The organism is Bacillus sp. N447-1 (genome assembly GCF_022701035.1).
GTDB classification, from domain to species: Bacteria; Bacillota; Bacilli; order Bacillales; family Bacillaceae_G; genus Bacillus_A; species Bacillus_A cereus.
In genome coordinates this window covers 2,529,228-2,555,697 of record NZ_CP065509.1, presented here as the reverse complement: position 1 = coordinate 2,555,697, position 26,470 = coordinate 2,529,228, and the positions used below count along the sequence as shown (strand labels likewise).

The following is a 26,470-nucleotide window of genomic DNA, read 5'->3' as shown; positions in this document are numbered from 1 at the left end:
ATTTTTCGCTCAAGTGGTATAATACGTAGTAGACAAAAAACAGAGGTGAATATCGCGTGGGAGTACATGTTGTTTTATATCAGCCAGAAATTCCAGCAAATACAGGGAATATTGCTCGTACTTGTGCAGCAACTGGAACAGAATTACATTTGATTAGACCGCTTGGATTTTCAACGGATGATAAAATGTTAAAGCGTGCAGGATTAGATTATTGGCAGCACGTAAAAATTACGTATTATGATTCAATTGAAGAATTTTATGAAAAAAATAAAGACGGTGAATTCTTCTATTTAACAAAGTATGGCGAGAAAGCTCATACAGCGTTTGACTATAGCAAGCGTGAGAAGGATTACTATTTTGTATTTGGAAGAGAAACAAACGGCTTACCAGCTAATGTAATCGAAGAAAACTTTGATCATTGTTTACGTATTCCAATGACAGATAAAGTACGTTCATTAAATTTATCTAATACAGCAGCAATTTTAATTTATGAAGCGTTCCGTCAACAAAATTACCCTGGATTAGATTTAGAAATCGTTTATTAAAAGTCGCCATATGGCGACTTTTTTTTATAAAATAAAAATAATATATAATCATACATTTAAAAGAGAGGACATAATCATATAGAATGGGATATATGATTAAAAATAGATAAGACAGGTTGAGATAAATATGAAGGAAGAATATAGTAATCAAAATACCTTTTTAAGTATGATAGATATGGATTTAATTAGACAAGGATTATTACATGCTATTCAAGATTTAGTATTCATATTGAAAGTTATTGATAATGAAACGTTTCAATATATGTATGTGAATAAAATAGGAATGGATTATGCTAGGTTAAGCGAAGAGTGCTATGGAAAAACTTTTGCAGAAGTATTACCAAAAGATATAGCGGGGATATTGCAAAGGCAATATGCAAAAGTAGTGAGAGAAGCGAAAGCACACACCTTTTGTGATGTAGTCAATTTACCAAAAGGTGAGATACATTATGAATCTTCACTTAATCCTGTCTGCGACGAAGAAGGAATATGTCAATTTGTTATTTGCATTACAAGAGATATTACAGCTCAAATTGAGGAGAAGACAAAGATAGAGGAAAAACAAATGTTATTTAAGTCGTTACTGGAATATAATAATGACTCAATTATATCTATAGATTCTATAGGGAGAGTTACATATGCAAATCCGGCAACGTATGAAATATTTGGATACCGGTATGAGGAATTAAATAATAAATTTATTTTTGAATTCATTAATAAAGAATATGAAAAAGATTTTCAAATTATATTTAAGGGATCGATGCAAGGAAAAGCAAAACAAATTGTTTCAAAGAAATATGTTCATAAAGAAGGGTACGAGCTATATATTTCTTTGAGAACTATCCCGATTATTGTGAACGGTGAAATTGTTGGGATTTATATTGTTACGAGAGATGTTACAAGGCAAGTATTAAACGAAATGCGAACAGAATATTTAGCTTACTATGACCAGTTAACGGGATTAATGAATAGAATTTCATGTACAAATAAGTTAAATACTTTTTTAAATGAGAGTGTAAATTTTGCGCTTGTATTTATAGATTTAGATGAGTTTCATCGTATTAATGATACATTTGGTCATAAAGAGGAGATAAAGTATTACAAAAAGTTACAGAATGTTTAAGCAATCTAAAAATAGAAGGTATGCACTTATTTAGAGAACACGATGATCAATTTGTTATGTTGATAGAAAATATAACGAAAGAATATGTAGAGGAAGTTGCAAAAAGCATACTGAAAAATATTAGTGAATATTTTGTAATCGAAGAAGAAGATGTATATTTAAGTGCATCAATTGGAATTGTAATGGCTCCAGCAGATGGAGAAGATGAAAAAATACTATTTCAGAGGGTCGATGCTGCTTTAGAAAAAGCAAAAGAAAAAGGAAAAGGACATTATCATTTTTATTGTAGTGGATTAGACTGTGAGCGTGAACAAAGGTTTATAATAGAAAACCAGTTACATCGTGCTATAGAAAAAAATGAATTTTTCTTATATTATCAGCCACAAATTAATATTGAAACGAAAAAAATAGCTAGTATGGAAGCTTTAATAAGGTGGGAGAATAAGGAATTAGGATTTGTTTCTCCAAACCAATTTATTCCGTTGGCAGAAAGAACAGGATTTATTATTAAGCTCGATGAATGGGTAGTAAATCAAGTGTGTCAGCAACTGCGCGAATGGTTAAATAAAGGATATGAAGTGGTCCCAATTGCGGTTAATATTTCAGCTAGACACTTTCGTTCTATTACATTAATAGAGATGATTACACGGGCTTTAAATAAGTACAATGTATCAGCTCATTTATTAGCGATAGAGGTTACAGAAGGAGCTCTTATACATAAAGATATATCAAAGAGAGTGTTACTACAATTAAAAGAACAAAATTTAAAGATTCATTTAGATGATTTTGGAACAGGCTATTCATCTTTAAGTTATTTAAAAACATATCCAATTGATACTTTAAAATTGATCGTTCTTTTATGGAAGGTATACATATAGATGAACGTGATACGAATATTACAGCTGCAATTATTCATTTAGCTCATACTTTAGAATTGAATATAATTGCAGAAGGAGTAGAAAAAAAGGAGCAAATACAGTTTTTGAAAGAAAAGAATGTGAAGCTTGTACAAGGTTATTATTATAGCCGACCACTATCCAAATATGATATGGAAAATATGTATTATAAATAAAAAAATGATGTGCTAAAAGCACATCATTTTTTATGTGTACCTGGTTTGTCATTGTAACCGGATGTAAAAATAGCTGTAAGAAATGTGAGTGATACACCTAAAATTAATAATAATTTCATACTAATATCCTCCTTACTGTTTTCGGTTTATGAGTTTTATTTATTATCCAAAATGTATGTAAGGTTCTTAGAAGAAAAGAATTTATTTATAATGAATAGCAGTGTAAAAATGTTAATACCTATATTATACAGAATTTTCTTTGAATTTTGGAGAGAATTTTAGCGTGCTATTATATATTTCGTTTTGATTTAAAGAATGTTTAAGGACATCCTAGCATACCTTTTATAATAATCCGATTGAACAAGGAGATGGGGGAGGAGCTATAATGGATATTCTAAAAAAGATTGAACAGCATCGAGCAGCAGAAGAACGTTTACAATGGGAAGGTACGTTTGCGGAGTATTTGGAGCTTGTGAAAGAAAGACCATGGGTGGCTCAAACAGCACACTCTCGCATTTACAATATGATAAAAGACGCTGGAATTGAAGAAGTTGATGGTAGAAGAAAGTATAACTTCTTTAGTAATCAGCTCTTTGGATTAGAGGATGCTCTAGAACGTCTTGTAGAGGAATATTTTCATCCATCTGCAAAACGATTAGATGTTAGAAAAAGAATTTTATTATTAATGGGTCCTGTTAGTGGAGGGAAATCAACGTTAGTTACAATGTTGAAACGAGGATTAGAAACATATTCAAGAACAGATCGCGGAGCAATTTTTGCAATTAAAGGATGCCCAATGCACGAGGATCCACTGCATTTAATTCCACATCATTTACGAGATGATTTCTTTGATGAGTATGGGGTTAGAATTGAAGGGAATTTATCACCACTAAATGTCATGCGTTTAGAGCAAGAATACGGATCAAGAATTGAGGATGTAGTTGTAGAGCGTATTTTCTTCTCTGAAGATCGCCGTACAGGGATTGGTACATTTAGCCCGTCTGATCCAAAATCACAGGATATTGCAGATTTAACAGGTAGTCTGGACTTTTCTACGATTGCAGAATATGGTTCAGAATCAGATCCGCGTGCGTATCGATTTGATGGAGAATTAAATAAGGCAAACCGAGGAATGATGGAGTTCCAAGAGATGTTAAAATGCGATGAGAAGTTTTTATGGCACTTATTATCGCTTACGCAAGAAGGGAATTTCAAAGCGGGAAGATTTGCGCTTATTTCAGCAGATGAATTAATTGTAGCGCATACGAATGAAACAGAGTATCGCTCATTTATAGCAAATAAGAAAAATGAAGCATTGCACTCAAGAATTATTGTAATGCCAGTTCCTTATAATTTACGAGTAAGTGAAGAAGAACATATTTATGAAAAAATGATTCGTGAAAGTGATGTATCGAATGTTCACATTGCACCACACACACTTCGCGTTGCAGCAATGTTCACTATTTTAACTCGTTTAAAAGATCCGAAGCGTCCGGATATTGATTTAATTAAAAAGATGCGTTTGTATGATGGAGAAACGGTAGAAGGTTATAATGCGATTGATGTAGAAGAATTACAACGCGAATATCAAGATGAAGGTATGAAGGGTATTGATCCTCGTTATGTCATTAACCGAATTTCGTCTACAATCATTCGAAAAGAGGTACCATCTATTAACGCGTTAGATGTACTTAGATCTTTAAAAGATGGGCTAGATCAGCATCCATCCATTAGTAATGAAGACCGTGAACGTTACATGAACTTCATCTCATTAGCGAGAAAAGAATACGATGAAATCGCGAAGAAAGAAGTACAAAAAGCGTTTGTTTATTCATATGAAGAATCAGCTAAGACGCTTATGGATAATTACTTAGATAACGTTGAGGCGTACTGCAATAAATCGAAATTACGTGATCCGTTAACAGGAGAAGAAATGAGTCCAGATGAAAAATTAATGCGCTCAATTGAAGAGCAAATTGGAATTTCAGAAAATGCTAAGAAAGCGTTCCGTGAAGAGATTTTAATTCGCATTTCTGCTTATGCCCGTAAAGGAAAACGCTTTGATTATAATTCACATGAACGTCTTCGTGAAGCGATTCAGAAAAAACTATTTGCTGATTTAAAAGATATAGTGAAAATTACAACATCAACGAAAACGCCGGACGAAAATCAGCTTAAGAAAATCAATGATGTTGTTGCGCGTTTAATTGATGAGCATGGTTATAATTCTTCTTCAGCAAATGAATTACTACGCTATGTAGGTAGCTTGTTAAACAGATAGTTTGATAACAAAACGCTGTCTCTTGTATTTTGCGGGACAGCGTTTTATTATCCGTTCATATGTGTATAAAGTGTCATACCTTGTCCAAATGTAATAAATTAAGATGCAATTTTATGAATTTATTGTCAATTATTTTTACAATATGCATATGATAGAGTAACCAACCATTCATACGAAAAAAGCCAACACAATACAATATGTTGCAAAGTAAAAATGTGTGCAACAATGCATTGTGTTTCTTTCTTATCAGTGGCTGAATATTTCTTTCTATTTATGTGAGTGGCAAAATTTTGTTTAGGATGCTCGGGGTATTGTATGAAAAACGTTATAAATGTTTATGGGATGATTTTCTGTGGGCAGTTACCTTTCAAATATTCTAGCTTGCATATTACAGAACAAAATTTATAGATTGCTGTTCATACAGGAAGACAATTACAGTAAGGAGGGAAAGGAATGGGCGAAGAAAATCAACCAAATTATACGATTTCACAGGAAAACTGGTCCCTCCATCGCAAAGGATATGACGACCAACAGCGCCATCAAGAAAAAGTACAAGAGGCAATTAAGAATAATTTACCCGATCTTGTAACAGAAGAAAGTATAGTTATGTCTAATGGCAAGGATGTTGTAAAAATACCAATTCGTTCTCTAGATGAATATAAGATTAGATACAATTATGATAAAAATAAACATGTTGGGCAAGGAAACGGTGACAGCAAAGTTGGTGATGTCGTTGCGAGAGATGGATCAGGTGGTCAAAAACAAAAAGGGCCAGGAAAAGGGCAAGGAGCAGGAGATGCAGCTGGGGAAGATTACTATGAAGCTGAAGTCTCTATTTTAGAATTAGAGCAAGCGTTTTTCAGAGAGTTAGAACTGCCTAATTTAAAGAGAAAAGAAATGGATGAAAACCGGATTGAACATGTTGAATTTAATGACATTAGAAAAACAGGATTATGGGGAAATATCGATAAGAAACGAACAATGATATCCGCATATAAACGAAATGCGATGGGTGGTAAAGCATCTTTTCATCCAATTCATCAAGAAGACTTAAAGTTCCGCACTTGGAATGAAGTATTAAAGCCAGATTCAAAAGCTGTTGTATTAGCGATGATGGATACGAGTGGATCGATGGGAATATGGGAGAAATATATGGCACGTAGCTTCTTTTTCTGGATGACAAGATTTTTACGCACAAAGTATGAAACAGTTGATATTGAATTTATTGCTCATCATACAGAAGCGAAAGTCGTTACAGAAGAAGAATTTTTCTCAAAAGGAGAAAGTGGCGGAACAATATGTTCTTCCGTATATAAAAAAGCATTAGAACTTATCGATAATAAATATTCACCTGACCGCTATAATATTTATCCATTCCATTTTTCAGATGGTGATAATTTAACATCAGATAATGCTAGATGTGTAAAACTTGTTGAAGAGCTAATGAAGAAGTGTAATATGTTTGGGTATGGGGAAGTGAATCAGTACAACCGCCACAGTACACTCATGTCAGCCTATAAAAATATTAAAGATGAAAACTTTAGATACTATATTTTAAAGCAAAAAGCAGACGTATTTCATGCGATGAAAAGCTTTTTTAGAGAAGAATCAGGTGAGAAAATGGCATAACCTCTTTTAAAGAGGTTCTTTTTTTGTAAACTTTTTATTTTTTCAGTTGACAATGATAATGAAAATCATTATCATTTATTCGAGAAATGATTACATTTTGAATTATATATTTCGGAGGAGATGTAAAGTTGAAACAAAATAAAAGAAAACGTATAAATGCAATGATTATAGCGGCGGCGTTATCACTTCCGTTTGCTGTGTATTCAACACCTGCTTTAGCGGCAGTAGCAATTGAGGCGAATAAAACTGGACAAGGTTTAGAAGATGGTACATATGACGCTGTTATTAAAGCGTATAAAGATAAAACGAATGAAGAGTCTATGGCAGCTGTTTATATAAAGGATCCGAAATTAACAATTGAGAATGGAAAGAAAATTGTAACAGCAACGTTAAGTGATAGTGATTTCTTTCAATACTTGAAGACAGAGGATATTCACACTCCAGGTGTGTTTCATGATGTGAAAGTAATATCAGAAGACAAAAAGAAAAATGGAACGAAAGTAATTCAGTTTGAAGTAGGGGAATTAGGAAAAAGGTATAATATGCGAATGCATATTTATATTCCAACAATGGCCTATGACAATAAGTACCAAGTACAGTTTGAAGTAAATACATTGAATTTAGATAAAGATGTTCCAGAAGCACAAAAGGAAAATAAAGAGGATAAAGTGGATCAACAAGATGCAAATGTAATAGTAGATAAGCAATTACAAAGGCATATTAATAAATATAACTTGAATAGAGAGAATCTAGATGATCCAATAACTAAGGAAGATTTATTAAAAGTTAAATCCTTAATAGTCGTTGAAGCTAAAAGTAAAGGAATAAAAGACGTAAGTGGTCTAGAATATATGACGAACTTAGAAAACTTAACGTTGGAAGAAGTTAAGTTAAAAAATATAAAATTTATCTCGGACTTGAGACAATTGAAATCATTAAGTATAACCTATGGTGAACTTGAAGATATTGGACCTTTGGCTACGTTAGAGCATATTGAGTTTTTAACTTTGAGAAACAATAAAATCTCAGATTTAAGCCCATTAAGCCAAATGAAGAAGATTAAAATGCTAGATTTAAATAGTAATTATATAAAAGATATTAAACCATTATTTACAGTGAAATCTTTAAGGACTTTGACGGTAGCAAATAATCAAATTAGTAATGCAGGTCTTGAAGGAGTTCACCAATTAAAGAATTTAAAGACATTTGAAATAAGCAATAATGGATTGAGTAATGTTGAACATATCAATGGGATGAATAAATTAATTGAATTAGGGCTTTCCAAAAATGAATTAGTAGATCTTACGCCATTATCAAAATTGTCAGGGTTACAGAAATTAAATCTAGAAGAAAACTATATTTCAGATATAACGCCACTTAGTCAATTAACAGGTTTATATGATTTAAAACTAGGTTCAAATGAAATTCGTGATGTTAGACCAGTTCAAGAATTAGGAAAAAGAATGTATATCGATATTCAAAGACAAAAAATTTTTTTAGATGATGTAGAAAAAGATAAGGAAGTTAAAATACCTATTTATAATTTACAAGGAGAGGCACTTGATACTATTCAATTGAAGAGTGAAGAGGGGATCGTTAATAATGGTTCTGTTAAATGGGGGACTACCGGTGAAAAAACATATGAATTTATGTTGGATATAAATCCAGAAGAGAATCGTATTAAGTTTAATGGAACAGTAATTCAAAATGTTGTTGAAAGATTAGACGAAATCAAGGAAACAATAAAAGAGAATAATGAACAAAAGGAAAATGTAATTCTCGATAAAACTTTACAACAACATATTAATAAAGAGAATTTAGGTAGAGAGAATGTAAACGCTCCTATCACAAAAGAAGATTTATTACAGATTAAAAATTAGAGATACTTAAAGAAAAGGAAATGAGATAAAAGATATAACAGGTTTAGAATACATGACGAATTTAGAAAAACTTACTTTAGAAGGAGTAGGCCTGAAAAATATTGAGTTCATCTCAAACTTGAAACAATTGAATAATGTGAATGTATCTCATAATCAAATTGAAGATATAACACCACTATCTTCATTGGAAAATTTACAGTGGTTAAATCTTGCGGACAATCATATTAAAGATGTAACGGTTATTGGTTCCATGCTAAACTTATTTAGCTTAAATCTAGCTGGAAATGAGATTCGTGATGTAAGGCCGTTAATACAATTAGGTCAGTGGTTTACAATTGATGTTGGAAGACAAAATATCATTTTAAATGATGCAAAAATAAACGAAGAAATTCAAGTTCCTGTATATGATTTAGAAGGAGAAAGTATTGAAAATATTCAATTGGCAAGTGAGGGAGGGACGTTTAATAACGGAGTAATAAAATGGAGTACCCCAGGTGAAAAGGTGTATAAATTTGATTTAGATTCTGATGAAATTAGTATAAGATTTAACGGAACAGTTATACAGAATATAGTGGGAAAAGAAGATGAGAAAGAGCCAACAAAAGAAGTTGAAGAGGTAAAAGAACCAACGAAAGAAGTTGAAGAAACAAAAGAAGTTGAAGAGGTAAAAGAACCAACGAAAGAAGTTGAAGAAACAAAAGAAGAAGTAAAAGAACCAACGAAAGAAGTTGAAGAAGCAAAAGAAGAAGTAAAAGAACCGACAAAAGAAATTGAAGAAGCGAAAGAAGAAGTAAAAGAGCCAATAAAAGAGGTTGAAGAAGCAAAAGAAGAAGTAAAAGAACCGGTAAAAGAAGTTGAAGAAACAAAAGAAGAAGTGAAAGAACCGGTAAAAGAAGTTGAAGGTACAAAAGAAGAAGTGAAAGAACCGGTAAAAGAAGTAAAAGAGGAAGTAAAAGAGCCAACGAAAGAAGTTGAAGAAGCGAAAGAGGAAGTGGACGAGCCAACAACAGGAGTTGAAGGATCGAAAGCGGAGGTAAAAGAAACAGGAAAAGAAATTGAAGGTTCAAAAGACGCGGTAAATCAATCAGCAGTAGTCCAAGAACAAAACGTGAATAATCAAGTTGTGAAAGAAAATAAACTAGCTGTTAATAAGCAAGAAGAAAGTAAGAAATCATTAGGAGCAACAGGTGGACAAGAGAATACATCAACATTACTTTCAGGCATAGCGTTAGTTCTTTCAGCACTGAGTATGTTTGTATTTAGAAAGAGATTATTTAAGAAATAAAAAACGTTTTATCTTATTATAACGTAAGATGATTATATGAGTTTTTGAGAAGACATTATCATGGCGATTTCATTTTGAAATATGCTTATGGTGATGTCTTTTTTAGAAGGATATAAATAGAAAAGGTGTGAATATATTAGTGAAGGAGGAGAGGTTATGTATGTCAGTTCTATTTTGAAAATTGAAGAGGTGGCAGCATTTATTGCGAATATGAATAAAGATGCTACTCATCATGTTGGCTATTGTGGAGATGAGAAAGAGGAGTTGTTACAGACAATTATTCATGATTTTTCAGATATAGGCTGGGAACAATCTTTTGTTGCTACTTATGAGAATAATAATTTAATAGGTTTATTAGGATTTGATATGGATGAAGTAAAGAAATGTGCAGAGATATGGGGGCCGTTTATTATCGCAGAGAATTGGGAAGAAGTTGCTTTACATATGTGGAAGGAACTTATAGAAAAGGTGCCTTTTCATATTGAGAGATTTTATGGTTTTTATCATGTGGAAAATAATAATTGTGCCCGTTTAATGAGGAATTTACATGCAAAAGAACAAGGTCGACATAGTATTCTCGTTTTAAATAATATTGTGGAGCACCGTATTATATGTAATGTAGAAGAGGCTTTACCACAAGTGTTTGAGCAGTTTATCGCTTTACACAATCATGTGTTTTCTAATACGTATTATGACGGAAACGAAATTATTGAACGTTTAAGTAATACGAATAAATTATTTGTAAGTATGAAGAATGATAAGTTAGAAGGTTATGTATATGTGGAAGTAAATCCAGAGTTTCAAGAAGCGAATATCGAATTTATTGCAACCGCTGAAAATAGTAGAAGAAAAGGTGTCGGAGAGCGGTTATTACAAAAGGCAATTCAGTATATTATTTCCTTCCAAGGAATGAAGGAGATAGAATTATGTTTGAATACGAATAATGATCGTGCGATGAAATTATACAAGAAAGTAGGATTTGAGGAGAAGGCATGTTTACAACACTATATAATAGAGTGAAAACCCATTCGTATGAAAATTATATTTCATACGAATGGGTTTTATTAATCTACTTTTCCCTCAGTTGTTACGGATTCAGAAGTAATTTGAGGTGCTAATCGTTACATAACCTTTTTTATTTTTTGAGATACTTCTTTTGTTTGCAAATTAACATCTTCTTTTCGCAGCTCCTTAAAGAGCGAAATGACCATAAGAATGACTACGATAGAAAATGGTAGTGCTGCGATGATAGCTGCGATTTGTAGTGCATTTAATCCTCCAGCTTGTAATAAAAGAGCTGCAATGATCGCGATTGTTAATCCCCATATAAGTTTTAAACTATTTTTCGGTGATAAGCTTCCGTTACTCGTTTGCATGGAAACAACAAATGTTGCTGAATCAGCAGAAGTAACGAAAAATGTGGCTACTAAAATTAACCCGATAATCGTTAAAAATGTAGAGAATGGTAGATGTGAAATAACAGCAAATAATCCAATCTCTGTACCATTTTTTGCAATTTCATCAGCTATTCCAAGCGATTGGAACATTTCCATATGAATTGCGGTACCACCAAATACTGCAAACCAAAATGTACAGATAAGAGTTGGGACTAATACAACTCCAAAAATAAATTCTTTTATTGTACGCCCTTTAGAAATACGTGCGATAAATGTGCCGACGAATGGAGACCAAGAAATCCACCATCCCCAATAGAAAATAGTCCAGTTTTCAATCCAAGAAGAAGATTTTTCATTAAATGCTCCTAAATTTAATCCCATACTAGGCAAAGCTCCAATATAAGAACCGAGTGTAGATGTGAAATATTTCATAATAAATACGGTTGGCCCTAAAAGTAAGAAAGAGATGAGTAAAATACCTGCAAGAGAGAAATTCAAGTTACTCAAATATTTAATCCCACGATCTAAGCCAGTTTGTGCACTTGTTAAATATAAAACAGCGAAGATAGCTATAAGTACGAGCTGGGTAAGTAAAGTGTTATGAATGGAAGGGAATAAATAGCTTAATCCTCCAGCAATTTGTTGAGCACCAATCCCAACAGATGGTACAATGCCAAACACTGTGGCTAAAACAGCTAAAATATCAACTGTTTTTCCAATACGGGAATTTTTCGATCGATTAAATAATGGAGTAACTGTAGCCCCGATAGTGCTACCTTTTTGTTTGCGGAATGTGAAATATGCAATTGTTAAAGCGACCATTGCGTATAGTGACCACGGAAAGAGTCCCCAGTGGAAAAATGAATATTGCATAGCGAGTTTGGCGCTTTCTTCTGTACCTGCTTTTCCTGTTAACGGATCTGTAAAATGTGAAATCGGTTCAGCGATTCCATAAAAGAGGAGTCCAATTCCCATTCCTGCCCCAAACAACATGGATAGCCAAGATGGATAATTATATTTTGGCTTTTCTCCATCTTTACCGAGACGAATAGAACCGTACTTGGAAAATGCTAAATAAGCAGCCAAAATAATCATTGTAGTCATAAGTAGAGAGTAAAACCATCCAAATTTATTGAGGATAAATGAGTTTAAAGAAGATGTAACACTTTGTAAATCGTAGCCTTGTATCCAACTTGCTGGGGTAATTCCCCATATAATGAATAATGTTGTTAGCAAGAAGGAGATATAAAATACACTGTTTTCTTTTTTTATCATAGAATCCCACCCTTATTTAATAAAGTTAACAATTATAATAATCATAACAATTAAGTTTTTAATTGTCAAAAAATTCTCTTTTTATAATGTGAAAGGATGCAATTTGTTTTAGGGAGGTAAAGAGCAATGCGTTCACGATATGTACAAATTATAGGAAGAAATAATATGAAATATTGCATTTTATATTGTTACATCCAGATTTTATGTTAAATTCTTGAATGGAATATTAAAATAGGGGGTCAGGATATGAACAAGAAATCAAAGATCAATAAAGTGATGCTTAGCATTAGTACAATGGCTTTATCGTTAGGCGCACTTCAAACTCATGCAGCAGCGGAAGAAAAAGTACCGTATAACGTGTTAAAAACGAAACCGGTTGGAATTGAAAAGTCGGTAGATGAAGTTGGACATATTTCAAAAGTTGATGAAACTTTATCATTTCAAGAACGTTTAAAAGTAGGAGATTTTTCACAGCGACCAGCATCTATTACGAAGAAAACTGCAGTAAAGCAGGTTAAAGAAAGCTATTCAATGGCTGATTTAAACAAAATGAATGACCAAGAATTAGTTGAAACGTTAGGCAGTATTAAATGGCACCAAATTACAGACTTATTCCAGTTTAATGAAGATGCAAAGGCTTTTTATAAAGATAAAGGAAAAATGCAAGTCATTATAGATGAATTAGCTCATAGAGGTAGTACATTTACGAAAGATGATTCAAAAGGAATTCAAACGTTTACTGAAGTGCTGCGTTCAGCTTTTTATCTTGCATTTTATAATAGTGAATTAAGCGACTTAAATGAAAGAAGCTTCCAGGATAAATGTTTACCTGCTTTAAAAGCAATCGCAAAAAATCCAAACTTTAAGCTTGGTACAGTTGAACAAGATACAGTCGTATCTGCATACGGTAAATTAATTAGTAATGCTTCAAGCGATGTTGAAACGGTTCAATACGCATCGAATATTTTAAAGCAATACAATGATAATTATACTACTTATGTAAATGATCGAATGAAGGGACAAGCAATATACGATATTATGCAAGGTATTGACTATGATATACAGTCGTACTTAACTGAGGCTCGTAAAGAAGCGAATGAAACGATGTGGTATGGAAAAGTAGATGGGTTTATTAATGAAATAAATCGTATTGCTCTTCTAAATGAAGTAACGTCAGAAAATAAATGGCTCGTTAATAATGGAATTTATTTTGCTAGCCGTTTAGGGAAGTTTCATAGCAATCCAAATAAAGGATTAGAGGTTGTTACACAAGCAATGCATATGTACCCGCGCTTAAGTGAACCGTATTTTGTTGCGGTAGAACAAATTACAACAAATTATAATGGTAAAGATTATAGCGGGAATACAGTAGATTTAGAGAAAATACGTAAAGAAGGAAAAGAGCAATACTTACCAAAAACGTATACATTCGACGATGGATCAATTGTGTTCAAAACAGGAGATAAAGTATCAGAAGAAAAAATTAAGAGACTATATTGGGCTGCGAAGGAAGTAAAGGCACAGTATCACCGTGTAATTGGAAATGACAAAGCGTTAGAGCCAGGAAATGCGGATGATGTATTAACGATCGTAATTTATAATAGTCCAGATGAATATCAGTTAAATAGACAATTGTATGGATATGAAACAAACAACGGTGGAATTTATATTGAAGAGACAGGTACATTCTTTACATATGAGCGTACACCAGAGCAAAGTATTTATAGTTTAGAAGAGTTATTCCGTCATGAATTTACTCATTATCTGCAAGGGAGATATGAAGTTCCTGGTTTATTTGGAAGAGGAGATATGTATCAAAATGAAAGGCTAACTTGGTTCCAAGAAGGAAATGCAGAGTTTTTCGCAGGATCTACTCGTACGAATAACGTTGTACCAAGAAAGAGTATAATTAGCGGATTATCATCTGATCCTGCAAGCCGTTATACAGCAGAGCGTACACTATTTGCTAAATACGGTTCTTGGGATTTCTATAATTACTCGTTCGCATTGCAGTCTTACTTATATACGCATCAGTTTGAAACATTTGATAAAATTCAAGATTTGATTCGTGCGAATGACGTGAAAAATTATGATGCATATCGTGAAAATCTAAGTAAAGATCCTAAGTTAAATAAAGAGTATCAAGAGTATATGCAGCAGTTAATTGATAATCAAGATAAATATAATGTACCGGAAGTAGCAGATGATTATTTAGCTGAACATGCACCGAAATCGTTAACTGAAGTGAAAAAAGAAATTAGTGATACGTTGCCTATGAATGATACAAAAATGACAAAACATAATTCTCAATTCTTTAATACATTTACATTAGAAGGTACGTATACAGGTAGTGTCACAAAAGGTGAATCAGAAGATTGGAAAGCAATGAGTAAAAGAGTAAATGAATCTTTAGAACAATTGGCGCAAAAAGAATGGAGTGGCTACAAAACTGTTACAGCATACTTCGTCAATTATCGTGTGAATAGCTCAAATGAATTTGAATATGATGTAGTCTTCCATGGAATCGCAAAAGATGATGGAGAAAATAAAGCTCCAACGGTTAATATAAATGGCCCTTATAGCGGTCTTGTAAAAGAGGGAATTCAATTTAAAAGTGATGGCTCAAACGATGAAGATGGAAAAATTGTTTCTTATTTATGGGAATTTGGAGATGGAAGCACAAGTGCAGAAGTGAATCCAGTACATGTATATGAAAGAGAAGGTTCTTATAAAGTATCGTTAAGAGTAAAAGATGATAAGGGAAAAGAGAGCAGAAGCGAAACAACTGTTACGATTAAAGATGGAAGTTTAACAGAATCAGAACCAAATAATCGTCCAGAGGAAGCAAATCGTATCGGGCTAAATAGTACGATAAAAGGTAGTCTTATTGGCGGGGACCACACTGATGTTTATACATTTAATGTAGCATCAGCGAAAGATATCGACATTTCTGTTTTAAATGAGTATGGAATTGGGATGACATGGGTACTTCACCATGAATCAGATATGCAAAATTATGCAGCTTACGGTCAAGCTAATGGGAATCATATAGAAGCAAAATTTAATGCAAAACCAGGTAAGTATTACTTGTATGTATATAAATATGATAATGGCGATGGAACATACGAATTGTCAGTAAAATAAGTGATTTTCCAATGTATGTTTAACTTTACTTTTTGTGGAAAATAGTATATTATATAGATATATAATATATCGGTTATTTTCTAGGAGGAGCCTGTCACAATAGGTTTCTCCTGTTCTTTTTTAGGGGCCTGTTTTACAGGCTTTTCTTTAAAGAGTAAATAACTGAAAATTAAGAACTATAATCTTTGAAAGAGGTGGGGCATACACATAACAAAAAAGGGATTGTTTAAGAAAGGGGGATAAGAAATGGTCTTGTTTGGTTATCCACTTGAAACAATTTATTTATATGGATTTATTATTGCTACTATACTCACTGTTATTTATATCTTCTTTGGAGATATATTTGAATCGATATTTAGTTTTGGGGGCGGATCTGTATCCGTTGTTACTTTATTACTTAGTTTCTTCGCCATGTTATGTGGGCTTAGTTATATAGGAGAGTACTTATTTTCCTTTAATAGTATTACTATTTTCGGGGCTGCATTTGCTATATCTTTTATCGGTGTTTTCATCATGAAAATACTAATTTTAAAACCGATTGCAGAAGCAGAACAAAATACGATGCAACGTATGGATGAATTTATCGGTTGCAAAGGAGAAGTCATTACGACAATTCCTACAGAAGGATTTGGTGAAGTATTAATTTTATCCCAATTTGGAAGTAATGCAATCCCAGCTAAAACTGTTGGAAAAAAAGATATTTCGCAAGGAACAGAGGTTATTATCGAGGGAGTCCAAGATGGTGTTTTACTTGTACAAAACATCGCTTATTCTTTAAAAAAACCAAAATTATAAGGGGGAATTTACATGACGATTCCATTAATTATCGGTGGAGTTTTACTGGCAATTTTAATTCTACTCATTTTAGTATTCATTACGAAGTATCGTACGGTTGGTCCAGATGAAGCATTAATTGTTACAGGGAACTGGCTTGGTGGAGGAAAGAATGTTGTTACCACTGATGATGGAAAGAAGATTAAGATTATCCGCGGGGGCGGTACTTTCGTAGTTCCAATTATGCAAAGAGCAGAGCCTTTAAGCCTATTAAACTACAAATTAGAAGTTGGTACACGTGATACGTATACGAAGCAAGGTGTTCCAGTTACAGTAAATGGTGTTTCTATTATTAAAGTAGGTTCTACAATTGAAGAAGTATCTACTGCAGCTGAGCAATATTTAGGAAAAGAAACAGAAGAGTTAAAAGTAGAAGCAAAAGAGGTTTTAGAAGGTCACTTACGTGCAATCTTATCTTCTATGACAGTAGAGGATGCGTATAGTAATAGAGAGCAATTTGCTCAAAAGGTACATGAAGTAGCTTCTACAGATTTAAAGAAGATGGGACTTCGCATTGTTTCTTTCACAATTAAAGAAATAATGGATAAAAACGGATACTTAGATGCGCTTGGTCAGCCGCAAATTGCGACAGTTAAGCGTGATGCAACAATTGCAAATGCAGAGCGTGAAAAAGAAGCACGTATTGAAAAAGCACGTGCTGAAAAAGAGGCAAAAGAAGCAGAATATCAACGTGATGCACAAATCGCTGAAGCTGAAAAACATAAAGAATTAAAAGTACAGTCCTATAAGAGAGAACAAGAGCAAGCACGTGCAGATGCGGATCTTTCTTACGAATTACAACAAGCGAAAGCACAACAAGGTGTTACAGAAGAGCAAATGCGCGTTAAAATCATTGAGCGTGAAAAGCAAATCGAGTTAGAAGAAAAAGAGATTGCGCGTCGTGAAAAGCAATACGATGCAGAAGTTAAGAAAAAAGCAGATGCAGATCGTTATGCTGTTGAGCAATCAGCAGAAGCAGAAAAAGTAAAACAAATTAAAAAGGCAGATGCGGATCAATATAAGATTGAAGCTGAAGCGAGAGCTCGTGCGGAAGAAGTACGTGTGGAAGGTTTAGCGAAGGCGGAAATCGAAAAAGCGCAAGGTCAAGCGAAAGCGGAAGTACAAAAAGCGCAAGGTACAGCAGAAGCAGATGTTATTAGATTAAAAGGTTTAGCAGAAGCAGAAGCGAAACAAAAAATTGCTGAAGCATTTGAATTATATGGTCAAGCGGCAATTATGGATATGGTTCTTAAAATGCTTCCAAGTTATGCGAAGGAAGTTGCAAGTCCGCTTAGTAATATTGATAAAATCACAGTTGTCGATACAGGCGGCGGTGGTAAAAATAGCGGGGCCGGAAAAGTTGCGGGCTATGCGACTGATTTAATGGCAACGATGCAAGAAACGTTAAAGGCTTCTTCTGGAATTGACTTAAAAGAGCTATTAGAAGGATTTGCAGGAAAAGGAGCAGTGCAACAATTATCAAGTGATAAACCTGTTGTATCTGTAGTAGAAGATAAGAAAAAAGAAGTAGATAAAGAATAGTAAGGTGGAAAGAACCTCTAGTAAGTGAAATACTAGAGGTTCTCCTATGAATTATAATATTTCGAATAATATACATTTTTATACATTGTTTTAATTATTTAATTTATATAGAATGAAAAAGATATGTATCAATTCTTTAGATGTATAAAAAGATAGAGAGTCTCATTGATACATTTAAATCGTATTATTTTTATAGGAAGATTAAATGTTAATTAATTACATTTAAAACGGTATGGAGGGTAGAAGTATGTTTCAAGGGAAATTAAGGAGTAGTAGTTTAAAAACAAAGTTACTTGTATCATTTATTATTATTTTAATTCTTCCAAGTATTGTAATTGGTTGGACGTCTTATCAACAGGCGAAGACGAATTTTAATGAAACGATTTTAAACTCGGCGAAAGATAATATAAAAATTTTGGATAATGTAATTAATAAAGAATTGGATAGTAAAAAAGTAGATGCAACTTATTTTACGAAATTATTCACACAATCAAGTTACCACGCAGATCAAATTCAAAACATACAAAATAAACTAGAAGAATACAATAAACTGCATCCAGAAATGGAAGCAATCTATACAGGATCTGGTAATGGACAGTTCATTCAATCACCAGCTATTCAGATGCCAGATGGATATAATCCTACAGAAAGAGATTGGTATAAAGAGGCCGTGAAGAAAAGTGGAGAGGTAATTGTAACTGCTCCATATAAGTCAAAAACGACAGGGAATATTGTTATTACACTAGCAAAACAAAACGAGGATAAAAGTGGAGTTCTTGGGATTGACTTAATCATTAATAATATTGTTACTACTTCCAAGATGGTTAATATTGGTAAGGAAGGATATGTAGCGATATTTGATCAAGATAAAAATGTAGTAGCGCACCCGAAAATGAAGCCAGGAGAGAAATTAGAAGAGAAACTTAGTAAAGAATTGTATAAACAGGAAGCTGGGGATTTTCATTATTCATTAGATGGTGAAGATCGCAATATCACTTTTAAAACGAATAAGAAAACTGGGTGGAAAATAGCAGGAATTATGCCTTCCAAAGAAATTATCGAAGCGGCTGAACCTATTTTCTATAAAACAGTAACTGTTCTTGGAATTTCACTAATAATCGGTGGGATTGTAATTTACTTCATAATTGCGTCTATTATTAAACCGTTAAAACAACTTGTCATATCATCGAAGAAGATTAGTGAAGGTGATTTAACAGAATCAATTACAGTTCATTCTAAAGATGAAATTGGACAGCTAGGAGAAAGTTTTAACGAGATGGCTGCATCGTTACAAAGTGTCATTTCCAATATAAACACTTCAGCAAGTCATGTAGCGGCATCTTCAGAAGAATTAACAGCTAGTATGAAGCAGACAAGCGAAGCAACGGAACAAATTACACAGGCGATAGAGCAAGTATCAAGTGGTGCAGAAATACAAACGAAAGAAGTTGAAGAAGGAGCAACATTGTTAGAAGAAGTTACAGAAGGAATTCAGCGTGTTGCAGATAGTTCTTCATTAGTATCTACAGCCTCTATGTATACGAAGAAAAAAGCTGAAAATGGTGGGAAGTTAGTTGAACAAACTGTGAATCAAATGCAATTAATTCATGAGTCTGTTTCACAGTCAGACAAAATCATTGGTTTGTTAGACGATAAGTCGAAACAAATTGGAGCAATCCTTGAAGTGATTCAACATATTGCAGAACAGACAAATTTATTAGCGTTAAATGCGGCAATTGAGGCTGCGAGAGCTGGAGAGCAAGGAAGAGGATTTGCAATTGTAGCAGATGAAGTGCGAAAGCTAGCAGAACAATCAGGACAGTCTTCTACGGAAATTGGGAAACTAGTGAAAGAGATTCAATTTGATATAAAAGAAACAGTAAGCTCTATGAATCAAGTTGGAGCAGAAGTACAATCAGGACTTGTAGTTGCAAATGAAACGAAGCAAAGCTTTGCCGAAATATTGAAGTCTACAAATGATACAGTTGTACAAATTGATAGCATGGTAGATGTAGCAAAACAAATGACGGTAGATGCAAAACAAGTAAGTGCATCTATTAATGAAATTGCAGCCACAATTGAAGAAAATGCAGCAAGCGTTCAAAATATTGCTGGTTCTTCAGAAGAACAATTAGCTTCAGTAGATGAAATAAATGCAGCAGCAGTCCATTTATCACAAATGGCAGAAGAATTACAAGAGATGATTAGTAAGTTTAAAGTGTAATAACAAATATTAAGAAACGAGGTAATAATTTTACTTCGTTTCTTTTTTTATGAAGAGAAAAAGAAAGAAATATAGAGTAACCGTGTTATGATTAAGTATAATTAAAGAGACTGTATATTCTTTAAATTCTATCTTTAATCATGTTAGGGGAATGGTTTTGAAATTAAAAAAATTAAAACTCCAACCGAGAATTACATTAACTATTAGTACACTTATTTTAGTGGTACTTCTGCTAACGAGTTATTTATTTTATTACATATTATCTGAAACGGTAGAAGAGCAAATTGGGAAACGGGCTTTACATGTTGCGAAAACAGTTGCCGCGATACCAGAAATTCAGGAAGCTTTTCAAAAAGAAAATCCAGCTTCTATTATTCAGCCAATCGCAGAAAAAATTCGAATGGATACAGAGGCTGACTTCATTGTAGTTGGAAACAAAGAGGGGATTCGTTATGCGCATCCTGAGCGAGATAAAATAGGAGAAAAAATGGTTGGCGGAGATAATAAAGGCGTTTTATTAGAAGGAAAATCATATGTTTCGAAAGCAACTGGATCATTAGGCCCTTCATTACGCGGAAAAGTTCCAATCCGTAATCAGGAAAATGAAATCATTGGTGTGGTGTCTGTTGGATTTTCAATGGCTGATATTCATGGAGCGGTAGAAGTGTATGGAAAGCGTGTATTTTGGATTACAATAATAGGGCTATTAATTGGAGTAATCGGCTCTATATATTTAGCGGCAAGTATAAAAAGAATGATGTTCGGGATGGAGCCAGAAGAAATTTCATCTTTATATGAAGAGCATAGTACAGTGATTCAATCTGTACGTGAAGGGATTATTGTAATCGATAAAAATGGCATGATTAGTTTAGTCAATCAAGCAGCTTATGATATTCTTTCGCTAGATAAACAACAAAATATTATTGGGGAATTTATTTTAAATGTAATTCCTAATTCAACGATACTAGATGTACTTCAAACTGGTGAAGAACAGTTTGATCGCCAATTAAATATAAAAGGACAGGCTGTTATTGCGAACCGTCTACCTATTAAAGTAAAGAATAAAGTAACTGGTGTTGTATCGAGCTTACGTTTGAAATCTGAAATGGATCAGTTAACAGCAGAATTATCTCAGACGAAGCAATATACAGAGGCATTACGAGCGCAAGCGCACGAATATAATAATTTATTGTATACGCTTTCAGGTCTTATTCAATTAGAATCATACGAAGATGCTTTAGAGCTTATTCATAAGGAAACAGCGGTATATCAAGATTTTGTTCAATTTATTATGAAGCGGATTCAAAATCCATGGCTAGGTGGAATTTTAATTGGATTTTATAATAGAGCACGAGAGTTGAAGATTGATTTTATGCTAGATAGAGAAAGTGGTTTAGAAAAATTAAGTCCACATATTGAGAGTAATTATGTCGTTTCTATTTTAGGAAATTTAATTACGAATGCATTTGAAGCAATTGAAAAAAATGAAGAGAATGATAAGAAAGTAAGGATGTTTGTAACTGATATTGGAGAAGAAATATTAATTGAAGTGGAAGATTCAGGGCAAGGGATTCATGATGAAATAATTACTAGCATATTCTATAAAGGCTTTTCGACGAAAGAAGGAGGAGAGCGAGGATATGGATTAGCAAAAGTGAAAGAGTTAGTAGAAGATTTAAATGGAAGTATTGCAATTGAAAAAGGGGATTTAGGTGGTGCGTTATTTATTATTGCACTACCGAAAGAGAGAGGCGAATAGTAATGGGTGAGGAGATTGAAGTATTAATTGTAGAAGATGATATTCGGATTGCTGACATTCATCGTCGTTTTACTGAGAAAATTGAGGGATTTAAAGTAATTGGAACGGCAACGACTGGAGAACAAGCGAAAGAATGGCTAGAGCTTGTGAAGCCACAGCTTGTTTTATTAGATGTGTACTTACCTGATATGCAAGGAACGGAACTTGTCACATATATTAGGCATCATTTGCACGATACAGATATTATTATGATTACAGCGGCATCGGAAACAGATGTAGTGAGGCACGCCCTGCGGGGCGGAGTAACAGATTATATCGTAAAGCCACTAATGTTTGATCGATTTAAAGCAAGTCTGGAAGGCTATCAAAAAAAGATTATACAGTTAAAGAAAAATAATCAATTATCTACGGAGCAAATTGAATATTTATGGTCTCAAAGAGGGGTGAAGGGAGATCAAATAGAATATGCCCCGAAAGGGATAGATCCTTTAACTTTAGCGAAAATAAAAAAGCATATGTTGACAGTTAATGAAGAAGGGATTACAGCAGAGGTGCTAAGTTCAATGGTAGGCGTAAGCCGATCAACGGCAAGGCGTTATTTAGAGTATTTGATATCTGGGAAGAAAGTCCACGCAGAGCTAATATATGGAAGTGTTGGGAGACCCGAGAGACGTTATTTTCTTGTTTCTTCATAATAAAAAACAGTAGAGGATTTTATTCCTTCTACTGTTTTTTTTTGCATCTTATATTGGAATAATCCCAATTACAATTCCGGTAATTAACATAACCATTGTCGTTCCAACGGCCCACAATAAAGTGAAGCGTTGATGTTCACCGAAATCAACTTTTGCCATTCCGACCAATAAATAAGTGGAAGCGACAAGAGGACTTAATAAGTGAACGGGTTGCCCAAGTAAGGAAGCGCGTCCCATTTCAGCTGCACTAATTCCGTAAGTAGCAGCAGCTTTCGTCAAAATAGGTAATACCCCGAAGTAAAATGCATCATTAGACATGAAAAATGTGAATGGCATACTGAGAAGTGCTGTAATAATTGGCAATTGTGGTCCAAGTGCATCTGGTATAAGAGTTACTACACTGTTAGCCATTGCATCTACCATTTTTGTTCCAGATAAAATACCAGTGAAAATACCGGCAGCAAATACGAGAGAAACAACTGCTAATACATTCCCAGCATGAGAAGCAATACGTTCTTTCTGTTGCTCTAAGTTTGGATAGTTAATCATAACAGCGATAGCAAAAGCGACTGTAAATAAAACAGGTAATGGCATAACTTCTAGTATGAGACAGACAAGTAATGTGGCGGTTAATAAAAAGTTAATCCATAGAAGTTTAGGGCGTTTATGCACTGCTGCTTCGACAGTTGCAGCTTGCTCATCCATTGTTTGCATTTGTTTTAAATACTGTACATCCATAATTCCTAAACGTTTTCTTTCTTTTTTTCCAAGATAGTAGGCAACGAAAACAACCCAAATTGCACCAGCAATCATTCCTGGAATAAGAGGTGTAAATAATTCGGAAGCCTCAAGCCCAAGTGCGCTCATAACACGAGCTGTGGGTCCACCCCAAGGTGTAAGATTTGTTACCCCTGCCCCTAACATAACAACTCCAGCTAATATGAGGGGGTTCATTCCAAGGCGCTTATATAGTGGATACATTGCGGAAACTGTAATCATGTATGTTGTTGTACCATCACCATCTAGAGAAACGATAATAGTCAATATAGCCGTTCCGACAACGATTTTTAAAGGATCTCCTTTTACAAATTTTAAAATCTTACTAATGACAGGATCGAATAAACCGCTATCAATCATAATCCCAAAATATAAAATAGCGAACATAAGCATAATACCAGTAGGTGCTAATTTTTGGATCCCCTCTAACATCATAGGTCCCATATCGGCATAGAATCCGCCAATTAATGCAAAAACACTCGGAATTAATATTAATGCTACTAGCGCTGACATACGTTTCGTCATAATTAAAAACATAAAGACAAATACCATCGCAAATCCAAGTAGTGCTAACATGTAATTTCCCCCTCAAAAAAATGATTGCGCTTTCAAAATAGAATAAAAATTCAGAAAAAGGTTTTTTATTTATAATAAAAGCATCTATTCAAATGGTAAATAATTTGAAAAATAACATCATTAGAAGCATAATTTTTATTTTGTTCATTTTGTTCACGGTAGTTAATTTGAATTTTTAAAAAGTAAGCTACTTCTCGTAAGAATGGTAGAATAAGATGAAAATAGTGAAGTGTGAAATAGGGAGTAGATGTTATATGAAAACGAGAATTGAAGAGATTTATAGCTCTTATGAAGGAAAAGTAGAGGAGATTTTTATCAATGAATCTTCTTACGTATATGAATGGGAAAAATTACTGATGATCCGAAAAAATGACGGTGAGCTTAAAAAAATTGCAGTCGGGATTAGTGGAAATATAAGATTGGTAAATGTAGAAGTTGGACAGGAAATTAGTGCGGATACATTATTAGTTAAATTAGAAGATGATTTGTTAATTACAGGTTGCGAGTGATGAGAGATGTGTAGAAATAACTACACATCTTTTTTTGTTTCCTATATTACAAAAAGCACATTGTTTTTTCACAAATCTCACACAACCTTTTGGTATTCTTTTCGTGGAGTATACGGTTTCTAGGGAGGAATATTGATGAAAGTAAAATATGTCGTACTTGCTATATGTTTATGTTTCGTATTTACGGTAGTCGGGTGTGGGAAAAAGGAAACAGCAGCTGTTGCCATTGATGAGAAACATGATAAATGTGATATTTGCCAAATTGGGGTAACAGATAATCAATTTGCAACAGAAATTATTTTAGAAAATGGAAAAGCGTTAAAGTTTGATGATATCGGTTGTATGTATAAATGGATGGAGATCAACTCAGATGAAAAGACGAAAGAGAAATTTGTCCGAGATTATGATTCGAAAGATTGGATTTCGTTAGAAGACGCTACTTACGTATATGATAAAACAATAACGACACCGATGGCTTATAATGTCATTTCATTTAAAAATAAAAAAGATGCAGAGAGCTTTGTATCTAACTATAAGGGGAAAGTTCTTTCGTATAAAGAGCTAGCAGAGCATAAATGGGAAATGAATAAAGAGATGATGGGGAAACCGAAAGCAGGAAATCATGGTGGACATCATTAATAGAAAAAGACAACTATGTAGTTGTCTTTTTCTATTATTACTCAGGTGCAAATATAGAAAAGGTGTAAAATTTTTAGCAGAACGGTTACAATGGAATATAGTAACCTAAAGCAATCATTTATGTACTTTTTAGAAATGTATACAAATGCGGTAAAAACGTGCTAAACTAATTGCTTCATAATGTTAATGATGGGGCCATCAGGCGTATCATTTCAATAGGTTGAGAAACATAGTATAAGCTTAAGATAATCCGATTAAAGAAGGAATCTAAAGGGCTTATGGATAAATGTACTCAAGAAGAGTTATTGTATGTGATGGAGGAATGGTTAAGAAAACATTATCTTTCATAGGAGCTGTAGTTGTGAGAAAACAAAAAATTTTATTATGTATTTTATTAGGACTTTTAATGACGGTAGTGGCTTGCGATAAGCAAGAAGAACCAGAATCGAAACCGGTTCATGTGAAAAATGAGAAGAAAAAAGAGAAGCATAAAGAACAGGAAGAATCTAAAGAAGAGAAAAGTATAAATTTAATGGACAAACAGTTGTTACTTTCAGCTACTCTTGGAGATACAGAGACAGCTATGAAGTTGATTCAGGATGGAGCGAATATAAACGTAGAAGGTGACAACGGAGAAACGCCTGTCCTTGCAGCGACGTACCAAAATCATGTAGAGACAGTTAAAGCATTAATTGGTGCAGGTGCTAATATTGAAATTAAAGATGAGAAAAAAAGTAATCCACTTCTTTATGCAAGTAGAGAAGGATATACGGATATTGTAAAAGTATTAATTAATGCAGGAGTTAATACGAAAGAAACGACTAGGTCAGGTGGGACAGCACTTATTTCTGCATCTGAGCGTGGCCATGTAGAGGTTGTTAAAGAATTATTAGAGCATACAGATATTGATGTGAATTATAAAAATGAACGTGGTGGAACAGCGTTATTAGAAGCAATTGTATTAGGAAATGGTAGTGAAAACCATAAGAAAGTAATTCAATTACTTATTGATCACGGTGCAGATGTAAACATGGCTAACAAGGAACATCTGACGCCACTGCAATACGCTGAAAAAAGAGGTTTTAAAGATATTGTAAATATGTTGAGGGTAGCTGGAGCGAATGAAGTAGTACAGCCACAACAACCAGTAGAGTAAAAAACGAAAAATAATCCCATTTAGATAGACAGAATGAAGAAATCAGTTAGTATGATGGATTCAGTAATGTGTATTTGAATGGGATTTTTATTTTGAACATGAAAAATAGATTATGAATGGATGGTAAA

Annotated in this window: 15 protein-coding genes and 3 pseudogenes; 16 read left to right on the top strand and 2 right to left on the bottom strand. The window is 33.6% G+C overall.

Features of this window, described 5'->3' with window-relative positions:
• Positions 1-56 precede the first annotated feature (56 nt).
• The 6 genes and pseudogenes from trmL to IQ781_RS12805 all read left to right on the top strand — a co-directional run bounded on the left by trmL (position 57) and on the right by IQ781_RS12805 (position 10,835).
• Positions 57-545: a tRNA (uridine(34)/cytosine(34)/5-carboxymethylaminomethyluridine(34)-2'-O)-methyltransferase TrmL gene (gene trmL, locus IQ781_RS12830; protein WP_000538147.1), complete on the top strand. Its 489-nt coding sequence runs from the start codon at positions 57-59 to the stop codon at positions 543-545.
• Between the two features lie 127 nt (positions 546-672).
• A pseudogene (locus IQ781_RS12825) lies at positions 673-2,740 on the top strand (sensor domain-containing protein).
• Between the two features lie 385 nt (positions 2,741-3,125).
• Positions 3,126-5,021, top strand: a complete 1,896-nt coding sequence (locus tag IQ781_RS12820) for a PrkA family serine protein kinase (RefSeq protein WP_000353273.1) — start codon at positions 3,126-3,128, stop codon at positions 5,019-5,021.
• 453 nt (positions 5,022-5,474) lie between these two features.
• Positions 5,475-6,650 carry a sporulation protein YhbH gene (yhbH, locus tag IQ781_RS12815; protein ID WP_000503517.1) on the top strand — a complete coding sequence of 392 codons (1,176 nt, stop codon included), beginning with the start codon at positions 5,475-5,477 and terminating at the stop codon, positions 6,648-6,650.
• A 128-nt stretch (positions 6,651-6,778) separates the two neighbouring features.
• A pseudogene (locus tag IQ781_RS12810) lies at positions 6,779-9,815 on the top strand (leucine-rich repeat domain-containing protein).
• 156 nt (positions 9,816-9,971) lie between these two features.
• On the top strand, positions 9,972-10,835 hold the full coding sequence (locus IQ781_RS12805; RefSeq protein WP_063220132.1) for a GNAT family N-acetyltransferase: 864 nt from the start codon (positions 9,972-9,974) through the stop codon (positions 10,833-10,835).
• Positions 10,836-10,936: 101 nt separating this feature from the next.
• Here IQ781_RS12805 and opuD read toward each other — a convergent pair whose 3' ends face one another.
• Positions 10,937-12,487 (bottom strand): glycine betaine transporter OpuD, encoded by a 1,551-nt coding sequence (gene opuD / locus IQ781_RS12800; RefSeq protein WP_063220131.1) that lies wholly within the window; start codon positions 12,485-12,487, stop codon positions 10,937-10,939.
• A gap of 246 nt (positions 12,488-12,733) precedes the next feature.
• On the opposite strand from opuD, the gene colA reads away from it, so the two are divergent.
• The 7 genes and pseudogenes from colA (at position 12,734) to IQ781_RS12770 (ending at position 22,685) form a co-directional block, all read left to right on the top strand.
• On the top strand, positions 12,734-15,631 hold the full coding sequence (gene colA, locus IQ781_RS12795; RefSeq protein ID WP_001036408.1) for a collagenase ColA: 2,898 nt from the start codon (positions 12,734-12,736) through the stop codon (positions 15,629-15,631).
• 246 nt (positions 15,632-15,877) lie between these two features.
• Complete coding sequence (locus IQ781_RS12790) at positions 15,878-16,426, top strand: NfeD family protein (protein WP_000242444.1); 549 nt, start codon at positions 15,878-15,880, stop codon at positions 16,424-16,426.
• A gap of 12 nt (positions 16,427-16,438) precedes the next feature.
• The gene (locus IQ781_RS12785) at positions 16,439-18,007 is read left to right on the top strand and encodes a flotillin lipid rafts scaffold protein FloT (RefSeq protein ID WP_000155020.1); all 1,569 of its coding nucleotides are present in this window, start codon (positions 16,439-16,441) and stop codon (positions 18,005-18,007) included.
• 232 nt (positions 18,008-18,239) lie between these two features.
• Positions 18,240-19,241 (top strand): annotated as a pseudogene (locus IQ781_RS28440) (cache domain-containing protein); the annotation flags it as partial.
• 42 nt (positions 19,242-19,283) lie between these two features.
• Complete coding sequence (locus IQ781_RS28435; RefSeq protein ID WP_370445030.1) at positions 19,284-20,231, top strand: methyl-accepting chemotaxis protein; 948 nt, start codon at positions 19,284-19,286, stop codon at positions 20,229-20,231.
• A gap of 151 nt (positions 20,232-20,382) precedes the next feature.
• The gene (locus IQ781_RS12775; protein ID WP_002025277.1) at positions 20,383-21,990 is read left to right on the top strand and encodes an ATP-binding protein; all 1,608 of its coding nucleotides are present in this window, start codon (positions 20,383-20,385) and stop codon (positions 21,988-21,990) included.
• Between the two features lie 2 nt (positions 21,991-21,992).
• On the top strand, positions 21,993-22,685 hold the full coding sequence (locus tag IQ781_RS12770; protein ID WP_000503461.1) for a response regulator: 693 nt from the start codon (positions 21,993-21,995) through the stop codon (positions 22,683-22,685).
• A gap of 48 nt (positions 22,686-22,733) precedes the next feature.
• On the opposite strand, the gene IQ781_RS12765 is transcribed toward IQ781_RS12770, so the two are convergent.
• Entirely contained in the window at positions 22,734-24,038 is a 1,305-nt protein-coding gene (locus tag IQ781_RS12765; RefSeq protein ID WP_000880464.1) for a CitMHS family transporter, read from the bottom strand.
• Between the two features lie 254 nt (positions 24,039-24,292).
• Here IQ781_RS12765 and IQ781_RS12760 point away from each other — a divergent pair, with 254 nt between their 5' ends.
• The 3 genes from IQ781_RS12760 (at position 24,293) to IQ781_RS12750 (ending at position 26,342) form a co-directional block, all read left to right on the top strand.
• Positions 24,293-24,547 (top strand): hypothetical protein, encoded by a 255-nt coding sequence (locus IQ781_RS12760; protein WP_000857376.1) that lies wholly within the window; start codon positions 24,293-24,295, stop codon positions 24,545-24,547.
• Positions 24,548-24,682: 135 nt separating this feature from the next.
• The gene (locus tag IQ781_RS12755; RefSeq protein ID WP_000865665.1) at positions 24,683-25,186 is read left to right on the top strand and encodes a nitrous oxide reductase accessory protein NosL; all 504 of its coding nucleotides are present in this window, start codon (positions 24,683-24,685) and stop codon (positions 25,184-25,186) included.
• Positions 25,187-25,472: 286 nt separating this feature from the next.
• Positions 25,473-26,342 carry an ankyrin repeat domain-containing protein gene (locus tag IQ781_RS12750; protein ID WP_000287336.1) on the top strand — a complete coding sequence of 290 codons (870 nt, stop codon included), beginning with the start codon at positions 25,473-25,475 and terminating at the stop codon, positions 26,340-26,342.
• Positions 26,343-26,470: the final 128 nt, after the last annotated feature.

What these genes read in the sequence shown, in the direction of transcription:
- IQ781_RS12820 (WP_000353273.1), top strand. Translation starts at nt 3,126, where the DNA reads ATGGATATTCTAAAAAAGATTGAACAGCATCGAGCAGCAGAAGAACGT.
- yhbH (WP_000503517.1), top strand. Translation starts at nt 5,475, where the DNA reads ATGGGCGAAGAAAATCAACCAAATTATACGATTTCACAGGAAAACTGG.
- IQ781_RS12805 (WP_063220132.1), top strand. Translation starts at nt 9,972, where the DNA reads ATGTATGTCAGTTCTATTTTGAAAATTGAAGAGGTGGCAGCATTTATT.
- opuD (WP_063220131.1), bottom strand. Translation starts at nt 12,487, where the DNA reads ATGATAAAAAAAGAAAACAGTGTATTTTATATCTCCTTCTTGCTAACA.
- colA (WP_001036408.1), top strand. Translation starts at nt 12,734, where the DNA reads ATGAACAAGAAATCAAAGATCAATAAAGTGATGCTTAGCATTAGTACA.
- IQ781_RS12790 (WP_000242444.1), top strand. Translation starts at nt 15,878, where the DNA reads ATGGTCTTGTTTGGTTATCCACTTGAAACAATTTATTTATATGGATTT.
- IQ781_RS12785 (WP_000155020.1), top strand. Translation starts at nt 16,439, where the DNA reads ATGACGATTCCATTAATTATCGGTGGAGTTTTACTGGCAATTTTAATT.
- IQ781_RS28435 (WP_370445030.1), top strand. Translation starts at nt 19,284, where the DNA reads ATGGCTGCATCGTTACAAAGTGTCATTTCCAATATAAACACTTCAGCA.
- IQ781_RS12775 (WP_002025277.1), top strand. Translation starts at nt 20,383, where the DNA reads ATGGTTTTGAAATTAAAAAAATTAAAACTCCAACCGAGAATTACATTA.
- IQ781_RS12770 (WP_000503461.1), top strand. Translation starts at nt 21,993, where the DNA reads ATGGGTGAGGAGATTGAAGTATTAATTGTAGAAGATGATATTCGGATT.
- IQ781_RS12765 (WP_000880464.1), bottom strand. Translation starts at nt 24,038, where the DNA reads ATGTTAGCACTACTTGGATTTGCGATGGTATTTGTCTTTATGTTTTTA.
- IQ781_RS12760 (WP_000857376.1), top strand. Translation starts at nt 24,293, where the DNA reads ATGAAAACGAGAATTGAAGAGATTTATAGCTCTTATGAAGGAAAAGTA.
- IQ781_RS12755 (WP_000865665.1), top strand. Translation starts at nt 24,683, where the DNA reads ATGAAAGTAAAATATGTCGTACTTGCTATATGTTTATGTTTCGTATTT.
- IQ781_RS12750 (WP_000287336.1), top strand. Translation starts at nt 25,473, where the DNA reads ATGTACTCAAGAAGAGTTATTGTATGTGATGGAGGAATGGTTAAGAAA.